At 31.5% G+C, this 21,565-nt stretch carries 21 protein-coding genes, 1 tRNA gene and 1 other RNA gene; 16 read left to right on the top strand and 7 right to left on the bottom strand.

The features are described from left to right. Nucleotides 1–133 precede the first annotated feature (133 nt). The 9 genes from hdrC (at nucleotide 134) to IJL02_RS01150 (ending at nucleotide 5,764) form a co-directional block, all read left to right on the top strand. Nucleotides 134–1,147 (top strand): CoB--CoM heterodisulfide reductase subunit C, encoded by a 1,014-nt coding sequence (gene hdrC, locus IJL02_RS01190; protein ID WP_292808176.1) that lies wholly within the window; start codon nucleotides 134–136, stop codon nucleotides 1,145–1,147. A gap of 21 nt (nucleotides 1,148–1,168) precedes the next feature. Next, a complete protein-coding gene (gene hdrB / locus IJL02_RS01185) occupies nucleotides 1,169–2,056 on the top strand; it encodes a CoB--CoM heterodisulfide reductase subunit B (RefSeq protein ID WP_292808175.1) in 888 nt (295 codons plus the stop codon). Between the two features lie 194 nt (nucleotides 2,057–2,250). Further along, nucleotides 2,251–2,517, top strand: a complete 267-nt coding sequence (locus IJL02_RS01180) for a DUF749 domain-containing protein (RefSeq protein ID WP_292808174.1) — start codon at nucleotides 2,251–2,253, stop codon at nucleotides 2,515–2,517. Continuing rightward, nucleotides 2,514–3,038, top strand: a complete 525-nt coding sequence (locus tag IJL02_RS01175) for a DUF2096 domain-containing protein (RefSeq protein ID WP_292808173.1) — start codon at nucleotides 2,514–2,516, stop codon at nucleotides 3,036–3,038. The genes IJL02_RS01180 and IJL02_RS01175 overlap by 4 nt, the downstream gene beginning before the upstream one ends. A 13-nt stretch (nucleotides 3,039–3,051) precedes the next feature. Further along, nucleotides 3,052–3,744, top strand: a complete 693-nt coding sequence (locus IJL02_RS01170) for a metallophosphoesterase (protein WP_292808172.1) — start codon at nucleotides 3,052–3,054, stop codon at nucleotides 3,742–3,744. Nucleotides 3,745–3,849: 105 nt separating this feature from the next. After that, entirely contained in the window at nucleotides 3,850–4,761 is a 912-nt protein-coding gene (locus tag IJL02_RS01165; protein WP_292808171.1) for a 2-phosphoglycerate kinase, read from the top strand. Then, nucleotides 4,742–5,128, top strand: coding sequence for a CBS domain-containing protein (locus tag IJL02_RS01160; protein ID WP_292808170.1), 387 nt, complete (start codon nucleotides 4,742–4,744; stop codon nucleotides 5,126–5,128). Before IJL02_RS01165 ends, IJL02_RS01160 begins: the two co-directional genes overlap by 20 nt. A gap of 176 nt (nucleotides 5,129–5,304) precedes the next feature. Beyond that, nucleotides 5,305–5,619, top strand: an RNA gene (ffs, locus tag IJL02_RS01155) — signal recognition particle sRNA. Between the two features lie 61 nt (nucleotides 5,620–5,680). Continuing rightward, nucleotides 5,681–5,764, top strand: a tRNA-Ser gene (locus tag IJL02_RS01150). Nucleotides 5,765–5,773: 9 nt separating this feature from the next. Here the strand turns inward: IJL02_RS01150 and IJL02_RS01145 are convergent. Genes IJL02_RS01145 through IJL02_RS01135 form a run of 3 tightly spaced genes read right to left on the bottom strand, consistent with a single transcriptional unit; the run spans nucleotide 5,774 to nucleotide 9,404 of the window. Further along, nucleotides 5,774–6,679: a cation diffusion facilitator family transporter gene (locus tag IJL02_RS01145; RefSeq protein WP_292808169.1), complete on the bottom strand. Its 906-nt coding sequence runs from the start codon at nucleotides 6,677–6,679 to the stop codon at nucleotides 5,774–5,776. After that, nucleotides 6,672–7,790: a pyridoxal phosphate-dependent aminotransferase gene (locus IJL02_RS01140; protein ID WP_292808168.1), complete on the bottom strand. Its 1,119-nt coding sequence runs from the start codon at nucleotides 7,788–7,790 to the stop codon at nucleotides 6,672–6,674. The genes IJL02_RS01145 and IJL02_RS01140 overlap by 8 nt, the downstream gene beginning before the upstream one ends. A 51-nt stretch (nucleotides 7,791–7,841) precedes the next feature. Continuing rightward, nucleotides 7,842–9,404, bottom strand: coding sequence for a radical SAM protein (locus tag IJL02_RS01135; protein ID WP_292808167.1), 1,563 nt, complete (start codon nucleotides 9,402–9,404; stop codon nucleotides 7,842–7,844). 511 nt (nucleotides 9,405–9,915) lie between these two features. Between IJL02_RS01135 and IJL02_RS01130 the strand changes: the two genes are divergently transcribed. The 4 genes from IJL02_RS01130 (at nucleotide 9,916) to fwdF (ending at nucleotide 14,688) form a co-directional block, all read left to right on the top strand. Continuing rightward, nucleotides 9,916–12,798, top strand: a complete 2,883-nt coding sequence (locus tag IJL02_RS01130; RefSeq protein ID WP_292808166.1) for an Ig-like domain-containing protein — start codon at nucleotides 9,916–9,918, stop codon at nucleotides 12,796–12,798. Between the two features lie 106 nt (nucleotides 12,799–12,904). Beyond that, a complete protein-coding gene (locus IJL02_RS01125; RefSeq protein ID WP_292808165.1) occupies nucleotides 12,905–13,363 on the top strand; it encodes a phosphopantetheine adenylyltransferase in 459 nt (152 codons plus the stop codon). A 106-nt stretch (nucleotides 13,364–13,469) separates the two neighbouring features. Then, nucleotides 13,470–13,661, top strand: coding sequence for a 4Fe-4S binding protein (locus IJL02_RS01120; RefSeq protein ID WP_292808164.1), 192 nt, complete (start codon nucleotides 13,470–13,472; stop codon nucleotides 13,659–13,661). Nucleotides 13,662–13,671: 10 nt separating this feature from the next. Continuing rightward, nucleotides 13,672–14,688, top strand: coding sequence for a tungsten-dependent formylmethanofuran dehydrogenase subunit FwdF (fwdF, locus tag IJL02_RS01115; protein WP_292808163.1), 1,017 nt, complete (start codon nucleotides 13,672–13,674; stop codon nucleotides 14,686–14,688). 17 nt (nucleotides 14,689–14,705) lie between these two features. On the opposite strand, the gene IJL02_RS01110 is transcribed toward fwdF, so the two are convergent. Together IJL02_RS01110 and IJL02_RS01105 are read right to left on the bottom strand one after the other, a co-directional pair. After that, nucleotides 14,706–14,888, bottom strand: a complete 183-nt coding sequence (locus IJL02_RS01110; protein WP_292808162.1) for a class III signal peptide-containing protein — start codon at nucleotides 14,886–14,888, stop codon at nucleotides 14,706–14,708. Next, nucleotides 14,881–15,087 (bottom strand): class III signal peptide-containing protein, encoded by a 207-nt coding sequence (locus IJL02_RS01105; RefSeq protein ID WP_292808245.1) that lies wholly within the window; start codon nucleotides 15,085–15,087, stop codon nucleotides 14,881–14,883. The genes IJL02_RS01110 and IJL02_RS01105 overlap by 8 nt, the downstream gene beginning before the upstream one ends. 187 nt (nucleotides 15,088–15,274) lie before the next feature. On the opposite strand from IJL02_RS01105, the gene IJL02_RS01100 reads away from it, so the two are divergent. Both IJL02_RS01100 and IJL02_RS01095 read left to right on the top strand, forming a co-directional pair. Further along, nucleotides 15,275–16,441: a hypothetical protein gene (locus IJL02_RS01100; protein ID WP_292808161.1), complete on the top strand. Its 1,167-nt coding sequence runs from the start codon at nucleotides 15,275–15,277 to the stop codon at nucleotides 16,439–16,441. Continuing rightward, on the top strand, nucleotides 16,441–17,160 hold the full coding sequence (locus IJL02_RS01095; RefSeq protein ID WP_292808160.1) for a metal-dependent hydrolase: 720 nt from the start codon (nucleotides 16,441–16,443) through the stop codon (nucleotides 17,158–17,160). Before IJL02_RS01100 ends, IJL02_RS01095 begins: the two co-directional genes overlap by 1 nt. Here the strand turns inward: IJL02_RS01095 and rqcH are convergent. Next, nucleotides 17,157–19,160: a ribosome rescue protein RqcH gene (rqcH, locus tag IJL02_RS01090; RefSeq protein ID WP_292808159.1), complete on the bottom strand. Its 2,004-nt coding sequence runs from the start codon at nucleotides 19,158–19,160 to the stop codon at nucleotides 17,157–17,159. The genes IJL02_RS01095 and rqcH overlap by 4 nt on opposite strands. Before the next feature lie 84 nt (nucleotides 19,161–19,244). On the opposite strand from rqcH, the gene IJL02_RS01085 reads away from it, so the two are divergent. Then, entirely contained in the window at nucleotides 19,245–19,517 is a 273-nt protein-coding gene (locus IJL02_RS01085; protein WP_292808158.1) for a hypothetical protein, read from the top strand. Here the strand turns inward: IJL02_RS01085 and IJL02_RS01080 are convergent. After that, complete coding sequence (locus tag IJL02_RS01080; RefSeq protein WP_292808157.1) at nucleotides 19,512–21,332, bottom strand: DUF2070 family protein; 1,821 nt, start codon at nucleotides 21,330–21,332, stop codon at nucleotides 19,512–19,514. The genes IJL02_RS01085 and IJL02_RS01080 overlap by 6 nt on opposite strands. Nucleotides 21,333–21,565 lie beyond the last annotated feature (233 nt).

Below are 21,565 nucleotides of genomic sequence, written 5' to 3'. Positions count from 1 at the left end.
AAAAATTTTTTATTCATTGTAACCTTTTTGATTACACTAGCTAAAAATTTAGTAACCTTTATATATGGATTTTTAAAGAATATTATTATGGATTTGAGGAAATAGTCCGATGATTATCCGAGGTGTGTTTTCAATGTCTATTATAAATCGTTTAAAGTCTCTATTTAAAGGAGACAATGATACAGAAGAAAAAGACATCAGTAATGATGTATCAAACACATCTGATGATGTCCAAGTTACATCTTCACAAGCTGTACAAGATGACATCGTTTCAGGTACAAAGACTACTGTTCCTAGGGATGATGTAGTAAAAAGCGAACCTGAAACCGATGAAAAAGATTTAACTTTTAAAAGTGACATCGAAACTTTAGAAGAAGATGCTCCTGAAGAGGCTGCTGAAGAAATTGTGGAAGAGGCAGAAGAAACTCCTGAGGAAACTGAAGTTGAAGCTCCACAAGAAGCTGAAGTTGAAGTTGCTGAAGAAGAAGCTCCTGCTGAGGAAGTAGTTGAACAGGAAGAAGAAACTTCTGAAGAAAATGTCGAAGAAGCTAAAGAAGATTTAAATAAAAAAGATACAAAGAGAGATACTATGACTTTATTGACTGATAAAGAATTATTAACTGATAGTAATCGTGATCCAGATTTCACTGCTGAATTTATCGATGCTGGAATTGAAACTGTAAAACACTGTTTCCAATGCGGTACCTGTAGTGGAGGTTGTCCATCTGGAAGAAGAACTCCGTACAAAGTAAGACAAATTGTCAGAAAATGTTTACTTGGTTTAAAAGAAGAAGTAATCACTGACGATGCTTTATGGATGTGTACCACTTGTTACACTTGCCAAGAAAGATGTCTCAGAAGTGTTAAAATTGTAGAAATTATCAAAAAAGCACGTAACATCGCAGCTCACGCTGGTTACATGGCAAAACCTCACAAAATGACTGGTGTATTTGTAATGAATACTGGTCACGGTGTACCAATCAACGATGCTACTAAAGCTTTAAGAACTAAAATTGGTCTTTCCGAAATTCCACCTACTACTCATGCTTTCCCTGAAGCATTAGAAGAAGTACAAAAATTATGTAAAATTACCGGATTTGACGAATTAATCGGTTACGATGAAGCAACCGGTGGATTAAAAGAATAGATTTATGAGGAGAGTTATAATATGGAAATTGCATACTTCTTAGGTTGTATTATGAACAACCGTTATCCTGGTGTTGAAAAAGCTACCAGAAAATTATTCGAAGCATTAGATATTGAATTAAAAGACATGGAAGGAGCATCTTGTTGTCCTGCTCCTGGTGTATTCGGTTCTTTTGATGAAGAAACCTGGGCTACTATTGCAGCTCGTAACTTAACTCTTGCTGAAGACATGGGTGCTGACATCATGACTGAATGTAACGGATGTTTCGGTTCATTATTCGAATGTAACCACATGTTAAAAGAAAGTGAAGAGAAAAAAGCTGAAATTAACAAAAACTTAGCTGAAATCGGCAGAGAATTCAAAGGAACTGTTGAAGTAAAACACTTTGCTCAAATCTTAAGAGATGACGTTGGTTTCGAAAAATTAGCTTCATTAATCGAAAAACCTTTAGACTTAAATGTTGCAGTACACTACGGTTGCCACTTCTTAAAACCTACTAAAACTATTGGTATTGAAGAACAAGCTGAAAACCCATCCATCTTAGATGACCTTGTAGAAATTACTGGTGCTAAATCAGTAGACTACAAAGACAAAATGATGTGCTGTGGTGCTGGTGGAGGTTTAAGATCCAGAGACCTTGATGTAACTACTAGTTTCACCAAAGAAAAACTCGATCACATGACTGCTGCTGGTGTAGATGCAATTGTTAACGTATGTCCATTCTGTCACTTACAATTTGACCAAGGTCAAGTTGAAGTAAACGAAAAATACGGAACTGACTTTGCACTTCCTGTATTCCACTTAGCTCAATTATACGGATTAGCTATGGGATTATCAGCTGAAGAATTAACCTTTGATGCTCAAAGAATTGACGCAACTCCTGCAATCAAAAAAGCATTAGGTGAATAAATTTAAGGATTTTTAATCCTTTTATTTTTATTTTTTTAGGCATTGAAAAGACATTTTGGAGAGTTATCATATCTATGATAACCTTTTTTTTATCTAAATTTTTTTAGTTTGTTCACATACGAATTATTCGTAATCATGTTTATATATGATTAATAAGAAAAAATATACTATTAAATATACAATGAGGTGTAATTATGTTTGTAGCAACATTAGATGGTATTTTTAAATATTCAGACCTTCCAGAAGAATATGAGCCATATGTACAATTTAAAGCAACTATTGATAAAAGAGAACTAAAACAATCCGATGAAATAGCAATATTAAATATCGCAGGTACATCAACTCATCATGTTTTATTTTTAGATTCTTATCAAAATACTGCTGAAATTGAACGTGAATTAAAAGAAGCAGATGCAAAAATTAATCATACTACCTTAAAAATTATAGGTGGACATTTATGAGTTTGCCCTCAGAACAGAATTGGTTAGTTCTAAATCATCTCCTAACTGATTTAAGTAAAAAAGGATATGAAATTCCAAGTGGAATTAACCCCGAGATGGGATTAATTAGGTCTTCAATTAGTTCGTATAAAAGGGACCCTTCCCATCCAGATTTGATTAATGAGTTGGCAAAAGCTGAAATGTCTTTAAATAAAGTTCAAGGAACTCTTTTAACTATTGCAGAAGAAGAAGGCGAGGAATATGTTGATGAATGGCTTGATTTATTAAAGAGAGTCATGAAAGGTGAAGAAGTATTTGAATTTCCTAAATCACGATCAAAATTCCTTGTTAATTCACCGCCAGGTTTAACAACCGGTAGAATTACATTAAAAAATCCTTTAGCGGAAGAACGAGTTCAGGAAATTGCAGAATGGAATGGTCTTATCATTGAATTTGATGATGATGTGACTATTCAGCTACATGGAGATAAACCTGATCTTCAAGTAGGTTTAAAAGAAATGGGTTCATTCTTTTTAGAATAATGAAGGTGATTTTATGACAAAAATTTTAGCAGTAAGTGACGTTCACGGTGAAGAAAACGAAAACTTATATACTTATTTAAAAAATAATGATGATATTGAATTAGTTTTAATTCTTGGAGATATAACTGATTTCGGACCATTAGACTTTGTTGGAACATTTATTGATAAGGTGGCTGATTGTGGTGTTGATGTAATTGCCATACCTGGAAATTGTGACCCTAAAGGTATTTGCAATGCGATTAATGAAGTTTCTTTCTGTCTTCATAATAATATCATTGCTTATGGGGATGCAATATTGTTTGGATATGGCGGGTCTAATGAAACTCCATTTAACACTCCCGGTGAAATCCAGGACAATAAGATTTATGGAGATGTTTATGAATTGTTAGCTAATTATGACTATGTTTACAATGATAAGGTTCCTAAAGTAAGAATTCTTGTTACTCATGCTCCACCGTATAATACTGAAGCGGATAAGATGGAAAATGGGCAACATGTTGGCAGTCAGGGAATTTTAAAATCAATTCATGAATTTGAACCTGAGATTAATGTTTGCGGTCATATTCATGAAGCAAAATCAGTCAGTAAAATTGGAAAAACTACTGATGTAGCTAATCCAGGAATGCTTAAAGATAATGGAGCTGTCTTAATAGATATTAAAGATGGCTCAAATTATGATATAAGCTTAGTTTCTTTAGATGAATAATTTTTCATCTCTTTTTTTTACTTTTTTTCAATCAGAAAATCAAATAACAAATTTTATTTAATATTAATTTATAATATTTTATCATATTTTAACTGGTGAATTATTATGATTTGGATTACTGGTGATGTTGATGGTAAATTGTATAAAGAACCTTTTTCCAAAGGAATTCTGGCTCGATCTCTTAATGTTGCAGATATTGGTTCTTTAAGAGCCCATGAAATAGCCAGCGATATTGAAAATGAATTAATTAATAATGATATTTCTGAAATTTCTAATTCCGAGTTGGCCGATGTCGTTTTAAAACACCTTAGAAAAGTCGATTCAAATGTAGCTAAAAAATATCAAAATTGGAGATCACTTAGAACATCCAAAAAACCTCTTATTATTTTAATAGGTGGTGCATCTGGTGTTGGTACGTCATCAATGGCTTTTGAACTTGCAAACAGGTTAAGATTAAAGAATCTTATCAGTACAGATATGATTCGTGAAGTTATGCGTAAAATAGTTTCAAAAGACTTGAGTCCTGTTATTCATAAATCCAGCTTTGATGCATATGAGAGTATAAGAACTCCATCAATTAGAATTGACTCTGTTATTGAAGGATTTATTAGTCATGTTGATGTTGTTAATGTAGGCATTGAGGCAATTATTGAGAGATCTGTAAAAGAAGGAATTAGTACTATTATTGAAGGAGTTCATGTTGTTCCTGGGTTTATTAGAAACGATCTTTTAGAAAATAACAATATAATAATTTTTACATTGACTGTTGATGATGAAGAGTCCCACAAACAGAGGTTTTATTCCAGATGTAGGCAGCCTTGGGTAAAAAGATCCCTTGAGAGATATATGGAAAACTTTGAAACAATCAGAAAGACACAAAAATTTTTAGTTGAACAGGCAAAAATTCATGATTCTCGTATAATTAACAATGTGGATATTAATAAAACCATTGATATTATGGTTAGTGATATTCTAGAAGAGTTTGGAGGTGCTGAGAATGTTGAACAAGAAAGTTAAGGAGATTATGTCTACTGATGTCATTACAACCACATCTGATATTGATGTTGTATATGCATTTGAAAAGTTAATGAAACATAAAATTAGTTCACTTCCAGTTGTTGAGGGAGATAAACTGATAGGTATTATAACTGCAACTGATGTAGGTCATAATCTGATTTTGGATAAATATGAATTGGGTACAAGTGTTGATGAGATAATGATTAAATCTGTTTGTACAGTTTCTCCTGAAGATACTATTGAAACAGCAATAAATGTTATGAAAGAAGGTGCTTCTTCTGGAATATTGAATCAACTCCCAGTTGTTGATGATGGAAAATTAATAGGTATTATTTCTGATGGAGATATTATCCAAGAGATATTCTAATTTAACCTATTTTTATTTTCTATTTTTATTTTTTACTTATTTTTAACCAGTTACTATAATTTTATTTTTTTCTAGAAAATCGTTTTTCAGGTAATTTTTTTTATTTACAGTAATTATTTTCTTTTCCAGTAAGTCTAATTTTAATAACATTTATATAAGATTAAAGCTATATATTATTAGTGGCTAGACCGGAGGGTTAGGGGTCCTCTGTAAGCACACACCCCCTTTGGTGCGGTTGAAGTTCAAAAGGCGGCTTTTTAAGAGAATATAAGCCTAGAAAAACAACATAGAAACCTCGTCCTACAGGATTGGTGGTGGTGAAGTTTTTACTGGAGGGTAAAAATTAGTCATCTTTAGTATAGGAACGGGTCAGGCCCGGAAGGGAGCAGCTTTACTATTAACATTCAATGCTTGTAGAATCCCGGGGTGGAGTTGGCTTTTTTAGATAACTTATATTTTTGAGATTAGTCCACTTTTGAACATGCCATTATAAAAATAATTAAGTTTATAAATAAGTTTTAACATATAACTTATTATACTGTTTTTTCATATGTCGGGATGGCCCAGCCTGGTACGGCGTCGGACTGCTAATCCGATGATCATATGATCACCCGGGTTCAAATCCCGGTCCCGGCGTTTTTAATTTCAATTATCTATTTCTTGTGCATGGTTATATGATAATCCTATAGGGCATGCATGAACCATTACATATTTTACTTCTGGAATTTCGTTAAGGATGTTGTCTTGAATGGAATGTACTATTTTATGGCTTTCCTCCAAGGTTAAATTTCCATCGAGTTCAATGTGTAGTGTTACTGTTGCATATGAGCCTAAATAATCAACTTTTATATTATGAGCATTTTGAGCTTGTGGTGTTTTTTCAGCAACGTATCTGATTCTATCGATGAATTCATTAGATGGTACTTTTCCCATTATATTATCTATATTTTCTTTCCCAATTTCAATTGCAGTTTTAAAGATTAATCCACTTATGATTAATGCTATTATCGGGTCTAATATAGGAAAACCTATATTTGAAACGACAACGCCAACCAAAATCGCGATTGAAGAAAAGATATCTGTCCGCTGATGTTTCCCGTCAGCTACGATTGCAGGGCTTTTAATTTCTTTTCCAATTTGGATAATATAACTGCTAACTGAAAAATTAATAAGGATTCCAATTACAGCCATTATTGCTGCGGGTGTACTTGGAACTGTAATTAATGATGGATTCAGTATTCTTTCAACAGATCCCTGAAAAATCTCCCATCCAACTATAGCTAAAAATACTACGATTACTAATCCGCTAATAGCTTCTGCACGACCATGTCCTATTGGATGTTCATCATCTGCAGGTTTTTGTCCGTATCTAAATCCCACATAAGCTATCACTGAAGTCATCACATCTGATAATGTATGTGCTCCTTCAGATACTAATGCATAACTTCCGGAAGTCAAACCCACAATAACATTTAAAATAGTTAAAACACAGTTTGCAAGAATCGCTACTATAACTGCTTTTTTACCACCTTTTAGGCGAAGTTCATCCATTAACAACACGCTCTTCAAGAATATTCATAGCTTTTTCAATATTTTCATATGAATTTGCATAAGACATGCGCACATGGGATTTTCCATTTGATCCGAATGCTGCACCTGGAACTGTAATCACCCCTGCTTCAGCAGCTTTTGTAACGAAATTTTCATCTTCAATTCTTGGGAATACATAGAATGCACCTTCTGCATTAACAGTTTCATAGCCCATTTCATTTAAACGTGAAACAATCAAGTTTCGTCTATTTTTAAACTCATTAACCATTTTTTCCACTTCATCCTGTGGACCTGTTAATGCTGCATAAGCGCCTCTTTGTGATGTTGTGCTTGCACATGCGATGTTATACTGGTGGATTTTAAGCAATTCTTCAGTTAAATTTTCATTAGCGGTTAAATATCCAATTCTAAGCCCTGTCATTGCATAAGTTTTTGAAAATCCGTTTAAAGTAATCACATTATCACTGTATTTGGCTGGAGAGTAATGCTTTTTATCATAAATAATTTTTTCATATATTTCATCTGAAATAATTAGGAAATCATTGTCCATTGATAAATCAGCTATTGCTTTAATATCTTCTTTATCCATTACTGCACCTGTTGGATTGGATGGTGAGTTTAACATGATTGCTTTGGTGTCTTTAGTAATTTTTTCTGAGACATCATCCGCTTTTAGTTTAAATTCGTTTTCCATTTTACAGTCCACTGGGACAATATCTCCGCCAGCTATGTTTATACAGGCTTCATATGATAAAAAACTTGGATTTGGGAGGATGACTTCATCCCCTTTTTCAATAAATGCCTGAGCACACATGAATAATGCTTCACTTGCACCTACTGTAACAATAATATTTTCAGGATTTGTATTAATGTCATTTTCTTTTTTGAATTTTTTTACAATTTCTTCTCTTAATTCAATAAGTCCTTTATTTGAAGTATAATGAGTTTCATTTGCATCAATGGATTCTTTCATAGCATCCTTGATGTTTTGAGGAACATCAAAGTCAGGTTCTCCAATACCTAAGTTGATTGCATTAGGATTTGTCACTTCAAACATTTTTCTAATCTGTGATAATTCGATTGATTTTGTTCTGCTTGCAGGATTAATCATAAATTTACCTCACTATTATATTATATATTATTATAGTAAAAATTATTTTTTCTAGTAATTACTTTTTTCACAACATCCGCAATTGTAGCAAGGTGATGTTTCACACCATGGGGTTTGTTTTAAACTTTTTAATCTTCTATGCTCTGTTTTTAAAAATCTTTCAGTTACTCCAACATCAATATTGCTCCAAGGCAATTCATCATCAATAGTATAATTTGGAGTATGTTGTTTCCATTCTTTTAATGTAGGTTTTTTTTCTAAAGATTTTTCAATAAGTTCACCAACATCACTATTTCCGCAAGATAGTATATATTGGATTAGTCCTTTTTTAGGACTTTCGCATTTAATGTTATATCTTTTCATTTCACGTTTGATATATCTTGTTTTATTTTTTATATCTTTAAAATCATATGTCTCCCACTGCAGTGGTGTTTGAGGTTTTGGGATTACAGGGTTTACACTGAATTTTACATTCTTAATGTTATAATGCATATTTGCAATTTTTTTCATATAGTCTACAAGTTCTTCAATATCTTCATGGCTTTCACCTGGAATTCCAATTAAGAAATATAATTTAATTTTAAAATTCAGTTCGACAGCATCTTTGATAATTGAAAAAATTTTTTCATCGGGAATATCTTTATTAATTACTTTTCTGAGTCTGTCAATAGATTCGGGAGCAAGTGTAATTGTTTTTAACCCACTTCGTTTTAATGTTTCTAAAGTTTTTCTTGTGATTGATTCTATTCTAAGTGAAGGTGTTGATATTTGAAAACCTTCTTTTTCAAGACCCTCTGTAAGCCTGTCAAGTTCTTTATAATCTGAAACTGCAGCACCAATTAGGGTGATTTTATTTAATCCTGTTTTATTTCTGCTTTCGATAGCTATATCAATTAATTTATTATAATTTGTTTCTCTCATAGGTCTATAGATGTATCCTGACATGCAGAATCTGCATCCTCTTGTACATCCTCTTGAAACATTCAGCATTATTGAATTGTTAAAAACAGTTTGGTATGCATCATCATCACTTTCACTAAGTATCGGTTGGGTAATGTGGTATGCTTCAGTCATATCTTCAATAAGAGATATTTTTGTTTTATTATTAAGTTCGGGAATGTAAACTCCAGGAATTTCAGAATATCTTTTTAAATCTTTTTTGGGATTTTCACTGTAGGAATCTAAAAATTCATTTATGCTGTTTTCACCTTCACCGATAAAAAAAATGTCAATATAATCTGATAATGGCATGGGGTTTGATGTTGCACACGGGCCTCCTGCAATAATTAATGGATCATCTTCTGTTCTGTCTTTTCTTTTGAGTGGAATTTCTGCCATTTTTAGCATTTCCATAACATTAAAATAGTCTTCTTCAAATTGCAGTGTGAAGCTTATTATGTCAAAATACTTGCTGGGTGTGTTTGATTCAATTGATTTTGTGTTAGGATATATTATTCTCTCACACCAAACATTTTCTTTCTCATTGATTTGATTATATAATATATTAAATCCTAATGATGACATTGCAGTTCTGTAAATGTTGGGATAGGCTAATCCAAAATGAACATCGATCTGTTTTAGATTTTTTTTGAATATGTTTTTTTCATATAGCATATAATCAACAATTTTTCCATTTTTACTACTTTTTGTTTTTTTTATTAAAATAGCTTATTTTCTTTATAATTATTTTCTATTAACTCATTTTTTCTATTTAATACAATAATTTGGTGAATTTCGCTATAAAACATGAAAAATGTATTATTTTTCTTATAAAAGCTCATTATATTTAAATTTTATCTTTCATCGTTCATTAAAATTTTTAACTTAAATTCAAGTTTTTTAATCTTATCTTAGTTTATTTCAACATGAATATTCTTTTATTTTAATTTTATACATTATTTCTATCTTTTTTAGTAAATTTAATTTATTTTAATAGGTTTTTTAATTTTTAAACATGTAAAAACATTTAAATAATATTAAAATATATCTTTATCCACTCATTATGAAATACTATATTTTAGTATAATCATATTTTACTATAAAATTTTCGTAATGAGAACCAAGAGGTGGAAAAATTTCGATAAAAAATAAAGCATTTATTATATCAGTTGTGCTCCTGTTCTTTGTGATTGCAGGAACTGTATGTGCAGTTGATGTAGGTTATGCTTCAAATACAGAAGATTCAAATTTAACTACTGATAATGTTAATGCATTATCTCAAGAAAAATTGGAAATTTCTAACGAGGTTTCTATCTCAGAAACTAATATAGTTAATTCTCATGATGATAATTTAAATGATTATCCTGGAGGCGCTGTTTTAAAAAGCAGTTATGAGTCTTATTATGAGGATAATGGGGAACAAAAATTAGCTCTTGCAAATGAGGGTAGTAATGTTGTATCAGTTTCAAACGATGATTCAGTTTTAAACAAACATATTGATGAGGAAGTAATTGGTGCAAGTAAAACATCAACTTCTTTGTCTGTGTCAGATACACATTATGACAAATCAGCTACCTATTTCAAAGTAACTTTGCAAGATGCAAATGGTAAAGCTTTAAATAATCAGAAAGTTTCTTTGAAAGTTAACAGTAAGACTTTTAGCGGAACTACCAATAGTAATGGTATAGCAAATATTAAGACTACTGCTTTGGCAATAGGTACATATTCTCTAACAATTAGCTATGCAGGCAGTTCCACTTATTCTGCTTCATCAACTTCAAAGAAAGTAAAAGTTTTATCTTCAATTAGTGGAAAAGATTTGACAAAAACATATGGTACTGGTAATTATTATTCCGCAACATTCTGGAAAGATAATTCACCTTTAGCTAATACTAAAGTTACATTGTCTATTGGTAGTGCGAAATATAATCCTACTACTGATAAAAATGGTGTTGCTAAATTAAATATTAATTTAAATCCGGGAAAATATGTTATTACTGCAACAAATCCATATTCCAATGAAAAAATTACAAATAATATAATTGTTAATAAAGATTCAACTACAATTACTGGAAACGCTAAAACTTATATTTTACCTTACAATTATTATACCTACACTGTTACTTTAAAATCTAAACAAGGAAGTCCAATTAAGGATTGTAAAGTATCTTTTAGCTATAACAATCAAACTGTTAGTGCTAAAACAAATTCTGAAGGGAAAGCTTCAACAGTTATTCCTCTTCTCAAGGAAGGTACTTATAAGATAACTTATAAATTTGATGGAACAAAAGGATATGGTTCATCATCTTCATCTGGAACAATAATTATTAAAAGTGCTTCAACCAAGTTCACTGCTTCAGATTTGAAGATGACTTATAATGACGGTTCTAAATTTAGTGTGAAATTTACAACAAAAGATGGTAAAGTTTTAACCGGTAAAACCATTAAATTTATTTTAAATGGTAAAACTTCTAAGGTTAAAACAGATTCAAAAGGTGTTGCTAAATTAAGCATTGGAAACTTAAAACCGGGAACTTATAAAGTAAAATATCTATTCTCTAGTTTAGGTTCAAGTGACTATAATTACGGTTATAAAAAAGTTGTAATTAATAAAAAATCTTTAACTTTATCCGTATGGAATCTAGTAAAGAGATATAACGAAGCGGTCCAGTATACTGCTACTGTTAAAGATTCAGCTGGAAAGTTAGTCCAAAACATTGTAGTTAAATTTACTGTCAATGGTAAAGATTATACAGCTAAAACCGATTCAAAAGGTGTAGCTAAAGTAAAACTTAGCCTGCCAGTAGGTTACTATCCTGTTAAATCCACAGTTTCAGAGTCATATTATAAATCTAACACTGTGTCTAAACATATTCTAGTAAACGGATCTAGATTTAGCTGCGGTGAATTGTATGTTGCATCAGGAAACACAGTATATTATTCAGTTAAACTACTTGATGGTATGAAAAAAGGAATAAAAAATGCAAATATTAAGTTTACTATTAATAGCAATTCATATTCCAAAAAAACAGATGCTAACGGTGTTGCCAAATTCAATTTAGGTAAACTATCAGCAGGTAATTATAAAGTTAACTTTGCTTATGGTGGAAATAAAGGAACATCACAGATTCATGTTGTAGATAAGGTTTCTTTAAATGATATTATCAAGGCATCCAAGTCTGTTAAAAGTTACATTGAAAGTAATAAAAAGTTACCGTCAACTGTTAAAATTGGAACTATTACATATTCCACTGCAGATTATTTATATTTAGCTTCTAAAGCAATTGTAAATTTGGACGCTAATAAAAAAGATAGCATCGCTTCTAAAAGTATTAAAGATCCTTCTAGTCCTGGTGCTGCTTCTAATAAAGATAATTTAAATGATTATCTTTCAGTTGCAAAAAGTATTATTCAAACTGCAGATTCCAAAGGCCAAATGCCTAATTCTGTAAGTTCTGATGTTGGTGATATTGGTTATAAAGGTGTTGTTTATGCATTTGCTCGTGTTGTTGCATTTTATGGTGATAATAATATAATGCCTGCATATGTGGCAATTAAATCATTAACAAGTTCATCATCTTCAACCAGTAGTTTAAACTCTAAAAATACTATAACTAATTTAGCAGCATATTTGGCAGCTTCTACAAATTGCCAAGTTAATAATACTAAAATAAAACAATTAGTTACTAAATTGACTCAAGGACTAACTACTGATAAAGAAAAAGCTACAGCAATTTATAATTATGTACGTGACACTATTTCATATAGTTTCTATTATGATACAAAATACGGTGCTGTAGGTACATTAAATTCTAAAAAAGGAAATTGCGTAGACCATTCTCACTTGCTTGTAGCTATGTATAGAACTGCTGGCCTTGCGGCTAGATACGTTCATGGTACTTGTACTTTTACAAGTGGTACCTATGGTCACGTTTGGACTCAAGTATTAATCGGTGATACCTGGGTAGTTAGTGATGCAACTAGTCCTAGAAACTCGTTTGGAAAAGTAGTTAATTGGAATTCCAATTCCTATACCCTTAAAGGTTATTTTGCTAGTATTGGATTCTAATTTTCATTTATTTTTTTCTTTTTTTATTTTTCTTTTAAACAAATAGCTAATAATTTATAATAGTTCTAATAAAAATCTTATCAACAAGCTAATTTAGGACAATATTATGAATTCCAAGAAATATGATAAGGTGGCTGTTGGAGGAACTTTTGACAAATTCCATGATGGTCATAAAAAATTATTATCCACTGCTTTTGAAATTGCCGAAAGTCTGGAAATTGGAGTAACTTCAGATAAATTCGGTGGTTTGAAAGGGGATATTGATTCTTGTGAAGAAAGGATGAATAATCTCAAGTTATTTTTTAAGGATAAGTCTAATTTTATCATTGTTCCGTTGGAAGATCCTTATGGAACTACTATTTATGATGGTGGTTTTGATGCAATTGTTGTTAGTGAAGAAACAGAACCTACTGCAGTTGAAATTAATGAGATTAGAGCATCCAAAGGTATGAAACCTCTTGATATTGTTGTAGTTAGCTTCGTTTTAGCATATGATGGCATTCCTATTTCATCCACGAGAATTAGGCGTGGCGAAATAAATAAAAATGGAAAATTTATTCAATAGTTGAGAAAATAATCGATATGTTTATATGTACAATTCGATAAATTAATTATTATAACATATTTGTTATTTTTTTAATATGATTATATGTTTTGTTTGAGGTGGTTATATGGCAGTAAAAATTGATTCAGATAAATGCGGACATATTGATAATTGTCCTGTACAAGGATTATGTATTAAACTTTGTGAACAAGGAGCAATTATTGAAGAAGACGGGGATGTAAAAATAGTCCCTGAAAATTGTGACGATTGTGATTTATGTATCCAAAATTGTCCTAATCAAGCTATTTCTAAAGCATAGGTGATTTACTATGTTTAATGTAGAAAGAAGTGGAGCTGAAGTTCGTAAATTATCTTATAAAGATGATAAATGTGTGGGTTGTGGCATTTGTACTGATGTATGTCCAACAACATCCTTGAGATTAGGTCCTGTTGTACCTATTGCTCGTGGTTTAATTGAAATGGACTTACTTTCATGTAATGCTGACTCATGTGTTTTATGTGGTTTATGTTCAGTGGCTTGTCCATTTGATGCTTTATCATTAACTATTGATGGTGAAGATATCGCTAAGATGGGTAACTATCCTAACTGGGAAACTGAATGTGTCGTTAATGAAGAAGAATGTATTTACTGTGGCAGATGTTACAAAGTCTGTCCTCGTGATGCAATTATCTTTGAAAGAACTCTTCCAGATAGACAGGAGTTAGTAAGAGGAGAAATTTCAATCGATAAGGATGAATGTATCTACTGTTCATTCTGTGCAGATTTATGTCCAGCTGAAGCTATAACAGTTGAAAATGTACCAACTTCCAGTGTTGATGTTCTCAATAATTCCATTGAAGTGGACACTTCCAAATGTGTATTTTGCGGAGTATGTAAGAGAGTTTGCCCTCAAAATGCAATTAAGGAAGTATGTTCAACTTGTATGTTACAAGATGAAATTAAAGTTCCGGAAATTGTTGGAGACACATTTATTGCAGAAGGATCTTGTGTAAACTGCAGTTGGTGTTCAGAAATCTGCCCTGTTGATGCAATAACTATTACAAAACCATTTGACGGTACTTTAGAAGTTATTGAAAATGAGGCAGAAGAAAAAATCTGTAAAGGCGATGCTTGCCACGCATGTCAAGACGTATGTCCATGTAATGCAGTTGAAATTGTTGATGGAAAAGCAGTAACTAATTTAGATTTCTGTAACTTATGTGGTGCTTGTATTACAGCATGTCCACAACATATCAGAGTATTAAACAGAACTGCTATGAAATTGAACAATATTAACTCTGAATCATGGGATGAAATCTTAAATTCACTTTTAGGTGGAAAATAGAGAATTAATCTCTATTTTCAAATTTTATTTATTAATTTGTCTCGTTCTATTTTTAACAAGTTTTGAATATTTTCTTGTGTTTTTGCAGTTATATTCGACATATAACTTCCAACAAAGAGCACTATAACTAGTAATCCTCCTATTATGAGTATTAATTCAGCACTTCCCTGTCCTTTGTTATCTAATTTTTGTTTATACATGTGTCCTATTGTCAAGAATTGTGTTCCTAACGTCCATTATGTCATCTTTTGCTTTTAAACTGGTGTCACTTGTTTCCATATATGTTCTATAAATTGTCAGTGCAAGTAATGCAATAACTATTACGCCTCCAAAAAGGAGAATGTATTCTGCAGCCCCTTGTCCTGAATTTTCGTTGATTAATGTTTTCATTTTTTTCATTTTTTTCACCAATTTTATATTGAATTTTTTTCTATATTAATATTACTATCTTTTAAAAAAGTATTACTTATTATTTTTTTTCTCGTTTTTTTTTGGTTCTTTTTTCCATTAAATTTATTAATAGTGTTGTAGATATTCTATATTAGTTAAAATAATAGAGTGATTAATAATTAGTAAGGGTGAAATCATGGGGAATACAATAAAATTAGTTTCAGGTTTTATTTTATTTGTAATTGGTATTCTCATAGCATATGAGACAAGTGTATACAATTTGTTAGATATTTTATTAATTGTAGGTCTTATTATTTCTATTGTAGGAATAATTTTAATTATCAGTTATTTTGTTGAATATAATGCTGATAGAACTACAAATATGATTAAAGAGTTTTTAAAATCTGATGAGGCTAATGGACCTTCATTGAGTAGGCATAGTCAAAAATCAGGTAATGATGGTCCTTTAAGAGTTAGAAGGGAATTCAATGAATATGATGATTCTGACTATCAGGATTTAGTATTGGATGATTATGAAGAGTATGATACAAGCCAATTCTTGAGAGACGATTATGATGATAATCCAAAAGCTGTATTGAATGTTGTTCCTCAGGAAGAGCCTACTGCTGATTTTGACAAACAATTACAGTTTACTCCTCGTTATGATAAACCGTTGAAGGTTACAAGAGCTCCAAAAAGACGCTCAGATGATTATTTTGTTGAAGAGGTTCCTCAATTTGTAGAGGAAAATGATAAATCTGATGAAATTATCCGTGTGTTATCACAAGAGCCACAAGTTGTTGAAACTCCAAATGTGGTTACTCAAACTCAGGTGGCTCCAGAAGTTGCACAAAACAGGGAAATTAAAATAGATATCAATGATCCTGAGAGTTTACCTGTTCCAAAATCACTTAGAAGTTATGTAATTTCTGATACTGGCCTTGTTACTTCTCAAGAGGCTTTTGATCAGTTAGCTATTAATGTTAATAAAGAAATAATGTTGGAAATTCCTTCTCTGAATGATTTGTCTGACAGATTCTTGTCACATGTTCCAACTATTTATTCAAGAGTCATTATAGATGAATTTGATTTATCTGATATGTCTTACATGTTTTTAGTTTCTTCTTTAATAAAACAGGGAGTTCACATTAAGACTGTTCCTAAAGTCCATACAGTTAATTTGATTACTGATGATTCTCATGCAATGATTATTTCTGAAGGTCAAAATGATTTTGAATATGGTGCTATTTATGAAGATAGAAACTCCATTTCAAATATCCGTGCCGACTTTGAAAAAACTTGGAATATTGCATCTAGTTTAGATGAAAATGTCATTATTTCTGCTATGGGAGGCAGTGCATAATGGAAATTAGATGGTTAGGTCATTCAGCATTCGAAATAATTAATGATGATAACGTTAAGATTTTAATTGATCCGTTTATAAGTAATAATCCCTCTTGTCAGGTTCCTGTTGAGGATTTAAATCCTGATATTATCTTACTTACTCATGGTCACTCTGACCATTTTGGAGATGCATTAGAGATATCCAACAGTACTAATGCTCCAATTGCATGTATACACGAAATTTCACTCTTTTTAGCTAAACAGGGGATTAGAAACATTAGCGTTAATATTGGAGGATCATTTATATTTAGAAATATCAAGTTTACTATGCTTGAAGCAAAACATTCATCAGATATAGATATGGTTGAAGAAACAGTTCCGGGTGGTGTTGCCGCCAGTTTCATGATAACTTTTGAAGATGGAACTAAGATTTTCCATGCAGGGGATACCGGTTTATTTAGTGACATGAAAAATATCATTGGTGATATATACAAACCGGATATTGCTTTGCTTCCTATTGGTGATAAGTTTACAATGGGTCCGTTTGAAGCGGCTTTGGCTTCAATGTGGTTAAATCCAAAGGTTGTTATACCAATGCATTACAATACTTTTCCGCCTATAGAACAAGACCCTGCAATTTTTGCGAATTTTGTAAGTCAGTTCAACCCTAATATCGATGTTGTGGTTATGAATCCTGACGAATATTTTGAATATAATCCTGAAGATTATCAGGATTAACTTTTTTCATATTTTTTTCTTTGATGATATTCTTCATCAATATCACATTTTCCGGATGGCAATACTCTTATTATGTCATCTAGGGTGAGCAAGTCATCTTCATTTATTCTGTTTATTATTTTTTTAGCTATCGCTTCTTTTTTTGTAAATCCTGGTTTCAAAACAACAAAGTTTTCACAGTGTGCTTCAAGTGCATCAATTGGGCCTGCCATTATTCTTTTTCCTTCATAGTCTACAATGCCGATTGCCAATTTGACCCTTGCACCACGTATATAATTGCGTCGACCCCTTATAACAAATGAACCTTTAGGTAAAAATTCCCCTGCTTCTGGAGTTTTTGAGACTTGGTCTGGATGCACCCAAAACACGTCTTGAGATGTGAAACCTTTCGACCAAGCAGATGAAAATGATGCTGCAAACTCTCCAGATTCTTTAAGGATATTTTCATTTAATTCATTACCATTTAATTTTATAGCAGTTGATGTCGCACCATGTATATCAGCATGTAAATAAATATCATTAGGTTCCAAATATTTCTTTACAATGCCTTCATTTGTATTTGCATCACGCCCACCTATAACCAAAATGCCTTCAGAGCTAATAAACCATCTTAACTTTTCATACCATTTGAGATTTTTCTTAACTCTTTTTTTAGGTGTTGATATGTTTTCCATGGCTATATCTTTTTTAGCTTTAATGTCTTCAAGTTGTTTTTTGGTATTTTCAATAGCTATTAATGCACCTTTTGTTTTTCTGTTCGCTTTTTTAGCTTTTTCATAATAAACTTCTGCGTTTTCGGGAATGGTCAGTTTAGGATCAATAGTTATTGTTGTATCGTCTATGTTTAATGTTAAAACACCCAGTTTATCAATCGATTCATAGATTTGAGCTTCAACCATTCCATCTTTTTTAGCTTTTTTAAGTGTTTTGCCAATTTCCTTAAAAGAATAATCTTTATCCCTTGCTGAGTTGACAACATTCATTATATTTTCAATGGTTGTGTAATTAGAATAGATTGTCTCTCCTTTATGTTGGCTGTCTTCAATGGTTTTGTAAAAATTATCGAGTGTTTCTTGTTGTAAACGCAATCTTTTTTCAAACCTGTTTACTTTCTTGTTCCATGCCACCTCTTTTACATCTTTTATTGTAGTGTTTACTTTTTTGGAGTAAAATTCATCACAGGCTTCATTGAAATTGGAGTAATATGTTTTTTCATAGTCCTTATATTCTACTAAATCAATGGGTACTACATCCTCTTTGGATTCATTTTTAACAATCTGCGGTTTGATTGTTTCTTTTCTTAAATTATCAAATAAATTTTTAAATCCTTCAAACAGTCCGTTTAACTGTTCTTCTGTAAGTTCATTGTTTGGTGTGTTTTTGTCAATTTCAATATTGTCGTTGGCTCTTTTGATAATCTCTTCAGCATATAGGCTACCTAACCCATTTCTTGCGAGAGTTCTTACAATGTCACTATCTTCTTTGAATAATTCTGCAAATTCTTCTTTGGTTGCAGAAATCGGATTTATTCCTCTCTCTTCAGGGAATTTATATTCTCTTTTAGAACTGATGTCTCTATCACTCATTTGTTTTCTTTTAAGAGGTAAAATGATGTTGTTTTCATCATCTAAAAGGATAATGTTTCCTTTATCGAATAGTTCAACAATTATTGTGTAATATTTATCTTTTTTAACTTTGATTTCAACTACACGATCAAAATTATGCTGTTTAATGCTTTCCACATGGGCTCCTTTAATTCTTTTTCTTAAAAGCATTGGGAATGTTGGAGGGGTGGTTGGGTTTTCAAGAGGATATTGGCTGGTATGTATTCTGGAGCCGCATTGCATTACCAAATCAACCCTGCCTGTTCCTGGAACGTGAAATCTTACAACAACAATATCTTTGGTAGGTTGGAATGATTTGTCAACTCTTGAACCACTTAATAATTTATCTAATTCATCACTGATTGTATAAATGTCTACGTTAGACATGGACTTCATTATAAAACACCTTCATTTAATCAATACCTTAATATATTATAATCACTAAAATTATATTAATATATTTAATTATGGAGGATATCAATGGACGAAACTATTAAAGTTACAAGTATTCATATTATTTTTGGTCTTATTGCAGCTATTATTTCAACTGGTTTGACTGTAGGATGGTTTGGATTTAAAAATGAAGTCTTTGCAGGAATCATTGCATTAATTATCTTGTATTTTGTTGGTCAATTATGTCAAAAATTAGTTGGAGATGAAATATCCGGATTTTCCCAATGGTTGTGGGATGGAATTTCACCATTTTTCTTTACTTGGGTTATTTCATACACTTTATTTGTAATGTACTTATAATCCCCCAAAGAAAATCCACATAAATACTATTAATAATGCTGTAATTAGCAAAACTGGAGCTATTATTTTACTTACGGCCACAACAGAACTTATTGTTGAGATTAGTTCTGTTGAATTATTTGGTCCGAATGTGTTCAAATTCTTAATTTTTTCGGTTCCAGTTCCAACTTCTACTTTTTCTAAATCATCTATCGCTTCACTGATACTAATTTTTACATATTCTATTATTTCAGATCTTTTTGCAATTCCAATTGGGTTGTATCCTCTTGAAAGTGTGTTAACTGTATGAGTATCAGTAGTCATTACTTCAATTTCATCAATTTCCAAATCACTCACTGCATCAATAATTTCCTGTCTAAACCCAATTTCCATATTATTGGAATCAAAAAGGACATATGCGGTTCTCTGATTATCAACTTCAATAACCATTGTTTTAATGCCGCTTTCTCCGATTCCTTCCTGTTTATCTAATGTTGGCATTGGATTTTCATAACATCCGACTTTTATGGAACTCATATTCTGATTTTTATCAATTTTATCGATAACATCAATTAAATGGAATACTTCAGCGTTTCCTGGAAGAACTTCCCCGCTTTCAGGAGCAAAGGAGTTATGACAATCCACAATAATGGAGTCTTCTACATGGCATCTGCTTCTACTTTGAGCCATCATTGTAAGTCCAACACCGAACTCAATATCATCAACCGCTTCAGGAGCGAAAGTGGATAATATAACCATACCTTCATTAAAAAATTGAACTCCGATATTTGCTTTTTCAGAGTTATATCTAATAAATTTACTTGCATTTGGTGAGTATTCAACTTGTTTTAAGCCATTTTTTACAGTTGATTCAATCTTATCTATTTCACTAACTGCTATTGGATTAAAATCATGAGTTGAAGGGCCGTGTGCCACCATTGTAAAGTGGTCAAATTTATTTGCAAGAATTGTCGGCATATTGGATCCTCCTAAATTACCGAGAGGTCCTGGATGGACTGACGGTGAAATGAATAGTGATTTAATTCCAGCTTCTGTTTTAAAACTTACAAATGTAACCACTGTGTCAATTGCTTCACTCATAGGCTCAAATAATCCTTCAAGTGAGTTTGAACCTTCATTCATATGGGCAATAAATAAGCTTAACAAATCCAAAACACCGATTCCCAGATTTTTCTTAAATGGGGATGCAATCACGGTAATGAAAGCATAAATTGCCAAAACAAATATTATTGCAGCAACAAGCGCCTTAAGAGTAATCTGTAAAATAAGGGGGCCCATAAAGCTTGTGTCAATAAATAAAAATGTTATTAGGGTATACATTGCCAATATGAGTATAGGTTGGATTAAACCAGTTATTGCAGCAATTGTAAACCTTACTTTGGATGTTGCCCAGAATACTAATGTATTGAATCCATATATTAAAACACAGCCAAATAACATGGAATTTAAAAAGAGATCAGCATGTATGAACCAGGAAACAATATTTCCTAGAATTATGACAATACCTAAAAATGTCATTGAAAGGCCAGTTAAAAACATTGAATGTTTGATTTTCAAGTTTATTCCATGGAATCCACTTATAACTTGTTGGTTAAGGGCACCACTCATTATTGATGTAATTCCGAACACAACAATTCCGTATAATCCTCCGTAGAATAGGTCGTGCAAAATTCCTTGGTTGGGTACAAAATCGACTAAATAACTTGTACCTCCAATTAAAAAACTAATAATGAGTATTACCATAATTGAAAATTTTGTTTTTGGTAATGTTGTAATATATTTTGATAAACCTGCGACGCTACTCATACTTGACATGTAATTTTATCCTACACTTTTTGTTAAAATGCTCATATAAAAATTGGTCAAAACAAATATATTAAATTTGTCAAATGTGACAATGATACTGTTGAGCATAGGCTATTTTAATATAAAGTTTGGTCATGAAAGTATATTAAATTAACATAAATTAGGTGGATTGATTTTGGTGGGGATGTTTTGGGAGTGAAATTTATATGCTTAAAAAATATTAATATTTTATTATATAATTT

It is taken from the genome of Methanobrevibacter sp., from assembly GCF_017427765.1.
Lineage (GTDB): Archaea > Methanobacteriota > Methanobacteria > Methanobacteriales > Methanobacteriaceae > Methanocatella.
The sequence above is the reverse complement of the archived record's forward strand: the minus strand, read 5'-3'. Positions and strand labels throughout refer to the sequence as shown.

Coding starts and splice junctions, on each gene's coding strand:
- hdrC (WP_292808176.1), top strand. CDS start 134: ATGTCTATTATAAATCGTTTAAAGTCTCTATTTAAAGGAGACAATGAT.
- hdrB (WP_292808175.1), top strand. CDS start 1,169: ATGGAAATTGCATACTTCTTAGGTTGTATTATGAACAACCGTTATCCT.
- IJL02_RS01180 (WP_292808174.1), top strand. CDS start 2,251: ATGTTTGTAGCAACATTAGATGGTATTTTTAAATATTCAGACCTTCCA.
- IJL02_RS01175 (WP_292808173.1), top strand. CDS start 2,514: ATGAGTTTGCCCTCAGAACAGAATTGGTTAGTTCTAAATCATCTCCTA.
- IJL02_RS01170 (WP_292808172.1), top strand. CDS start 3,052: ATGACAAAAATTTTAGCAGTAAGTGACGTTCACGGTGAAGAAAACGAA.
- IJL02_RS01165 (WP_292808171.1), top strand. CDS start 3,850: ATGATTTGGATTACTGGTGATGTTGATGGTAAATTGTATAAAGAACCT.
- IJL02_RS01160 (WP_292808170.1), top strand. CDS start 4,742: ATGTTGAACAAGAAAGTTAAGGAGATTATGTCTACTGATGTCATTACA.
- IJL02_RS01145 (WP_292808169.1), bottom strand. CDS start 6,679: ATGGATGAACTTCGCCTAAAAGGTGGTAAAAAAGCAGTTATAGTAGCG.
- IJL02_RS01140 (WP_292808168.1), bottom strand. CDS start 7,790: ATGATTAATCCTGCAAGCAGAACAAAATCAATCGAATTATCACAGATT.
- IJL02_RS01135 (WP_292808167.1), bottom strand. CDS start 9,404: ATGCTATATGAAAAAAACATATTCAAAAAAAATCTAAAACAGATCGAT.
- IJL02_RS01125 (WP_292808165.1), top strand. CDS start 12,905: ATGAATTCCAAGAAATATGATAAGGTGGCTGTTGGAGGAACTTTTGAC.
- IJL02_RS01120 (WP_292808164.1), top strand. CDS start 13,470: ATGGCAGTAAAAATTGATTCAGATAAATGCGGACATATTGATAATTGT.
- fwdF (WP_292808163.1), top strand. CDS start 13,672: ATGTTTAATGTAGAAAGAAGTGGAGCTGAAGTTCGTAAATTATCTTAT.
- IJL02_RS01110 (WP_292808162.1), bottom strand. CDS start 14,888: ATGTATAAACAAAAATTAGATAACAAAGGACAGGGAAGTGCTGAATTA.
- IJL02_RS01105 (WP_292808245.1), bottom strand. CDS start 15,087: ATGAAAAAAATGAAAACATTAATCAACGAAAATTCAGGACAAGGGGCT.
- IJL02_RS01100 (WP_292808161.1), top strand. CDS start 15,275: ATGGGGAATACAATAAAATTAGTTTCAGGTTTTATTTTATTTGTAATT.
- IJL02_RS01095 (WP_292808160.1), top strand. CDS start 16,441: ATGGAAATTAGATGGTTAGGTCATTCAGCATTCGAAATAATTAATGAT.
- rqcH (WP_292808159.1), bottom strand. CDS start 19,160: ATGAAGTCCATGTCTAACGTAGACATTTATACAATCAGTGATGAATTA.
- IJL02_RS01085 (WP_292808158.1), top strand. CDS start 19,245: ATGGACGAAACTATTAAAGTTACAAGTATTCATATTATTTTTGGTCTT.
- IJL02_RS01080 (WP_292808157.1), bottom strand. CDS start 21,332: ATGTCAAGTATGAGTAGCGTCGCAGGTTTATCAAAATATATTACAACA.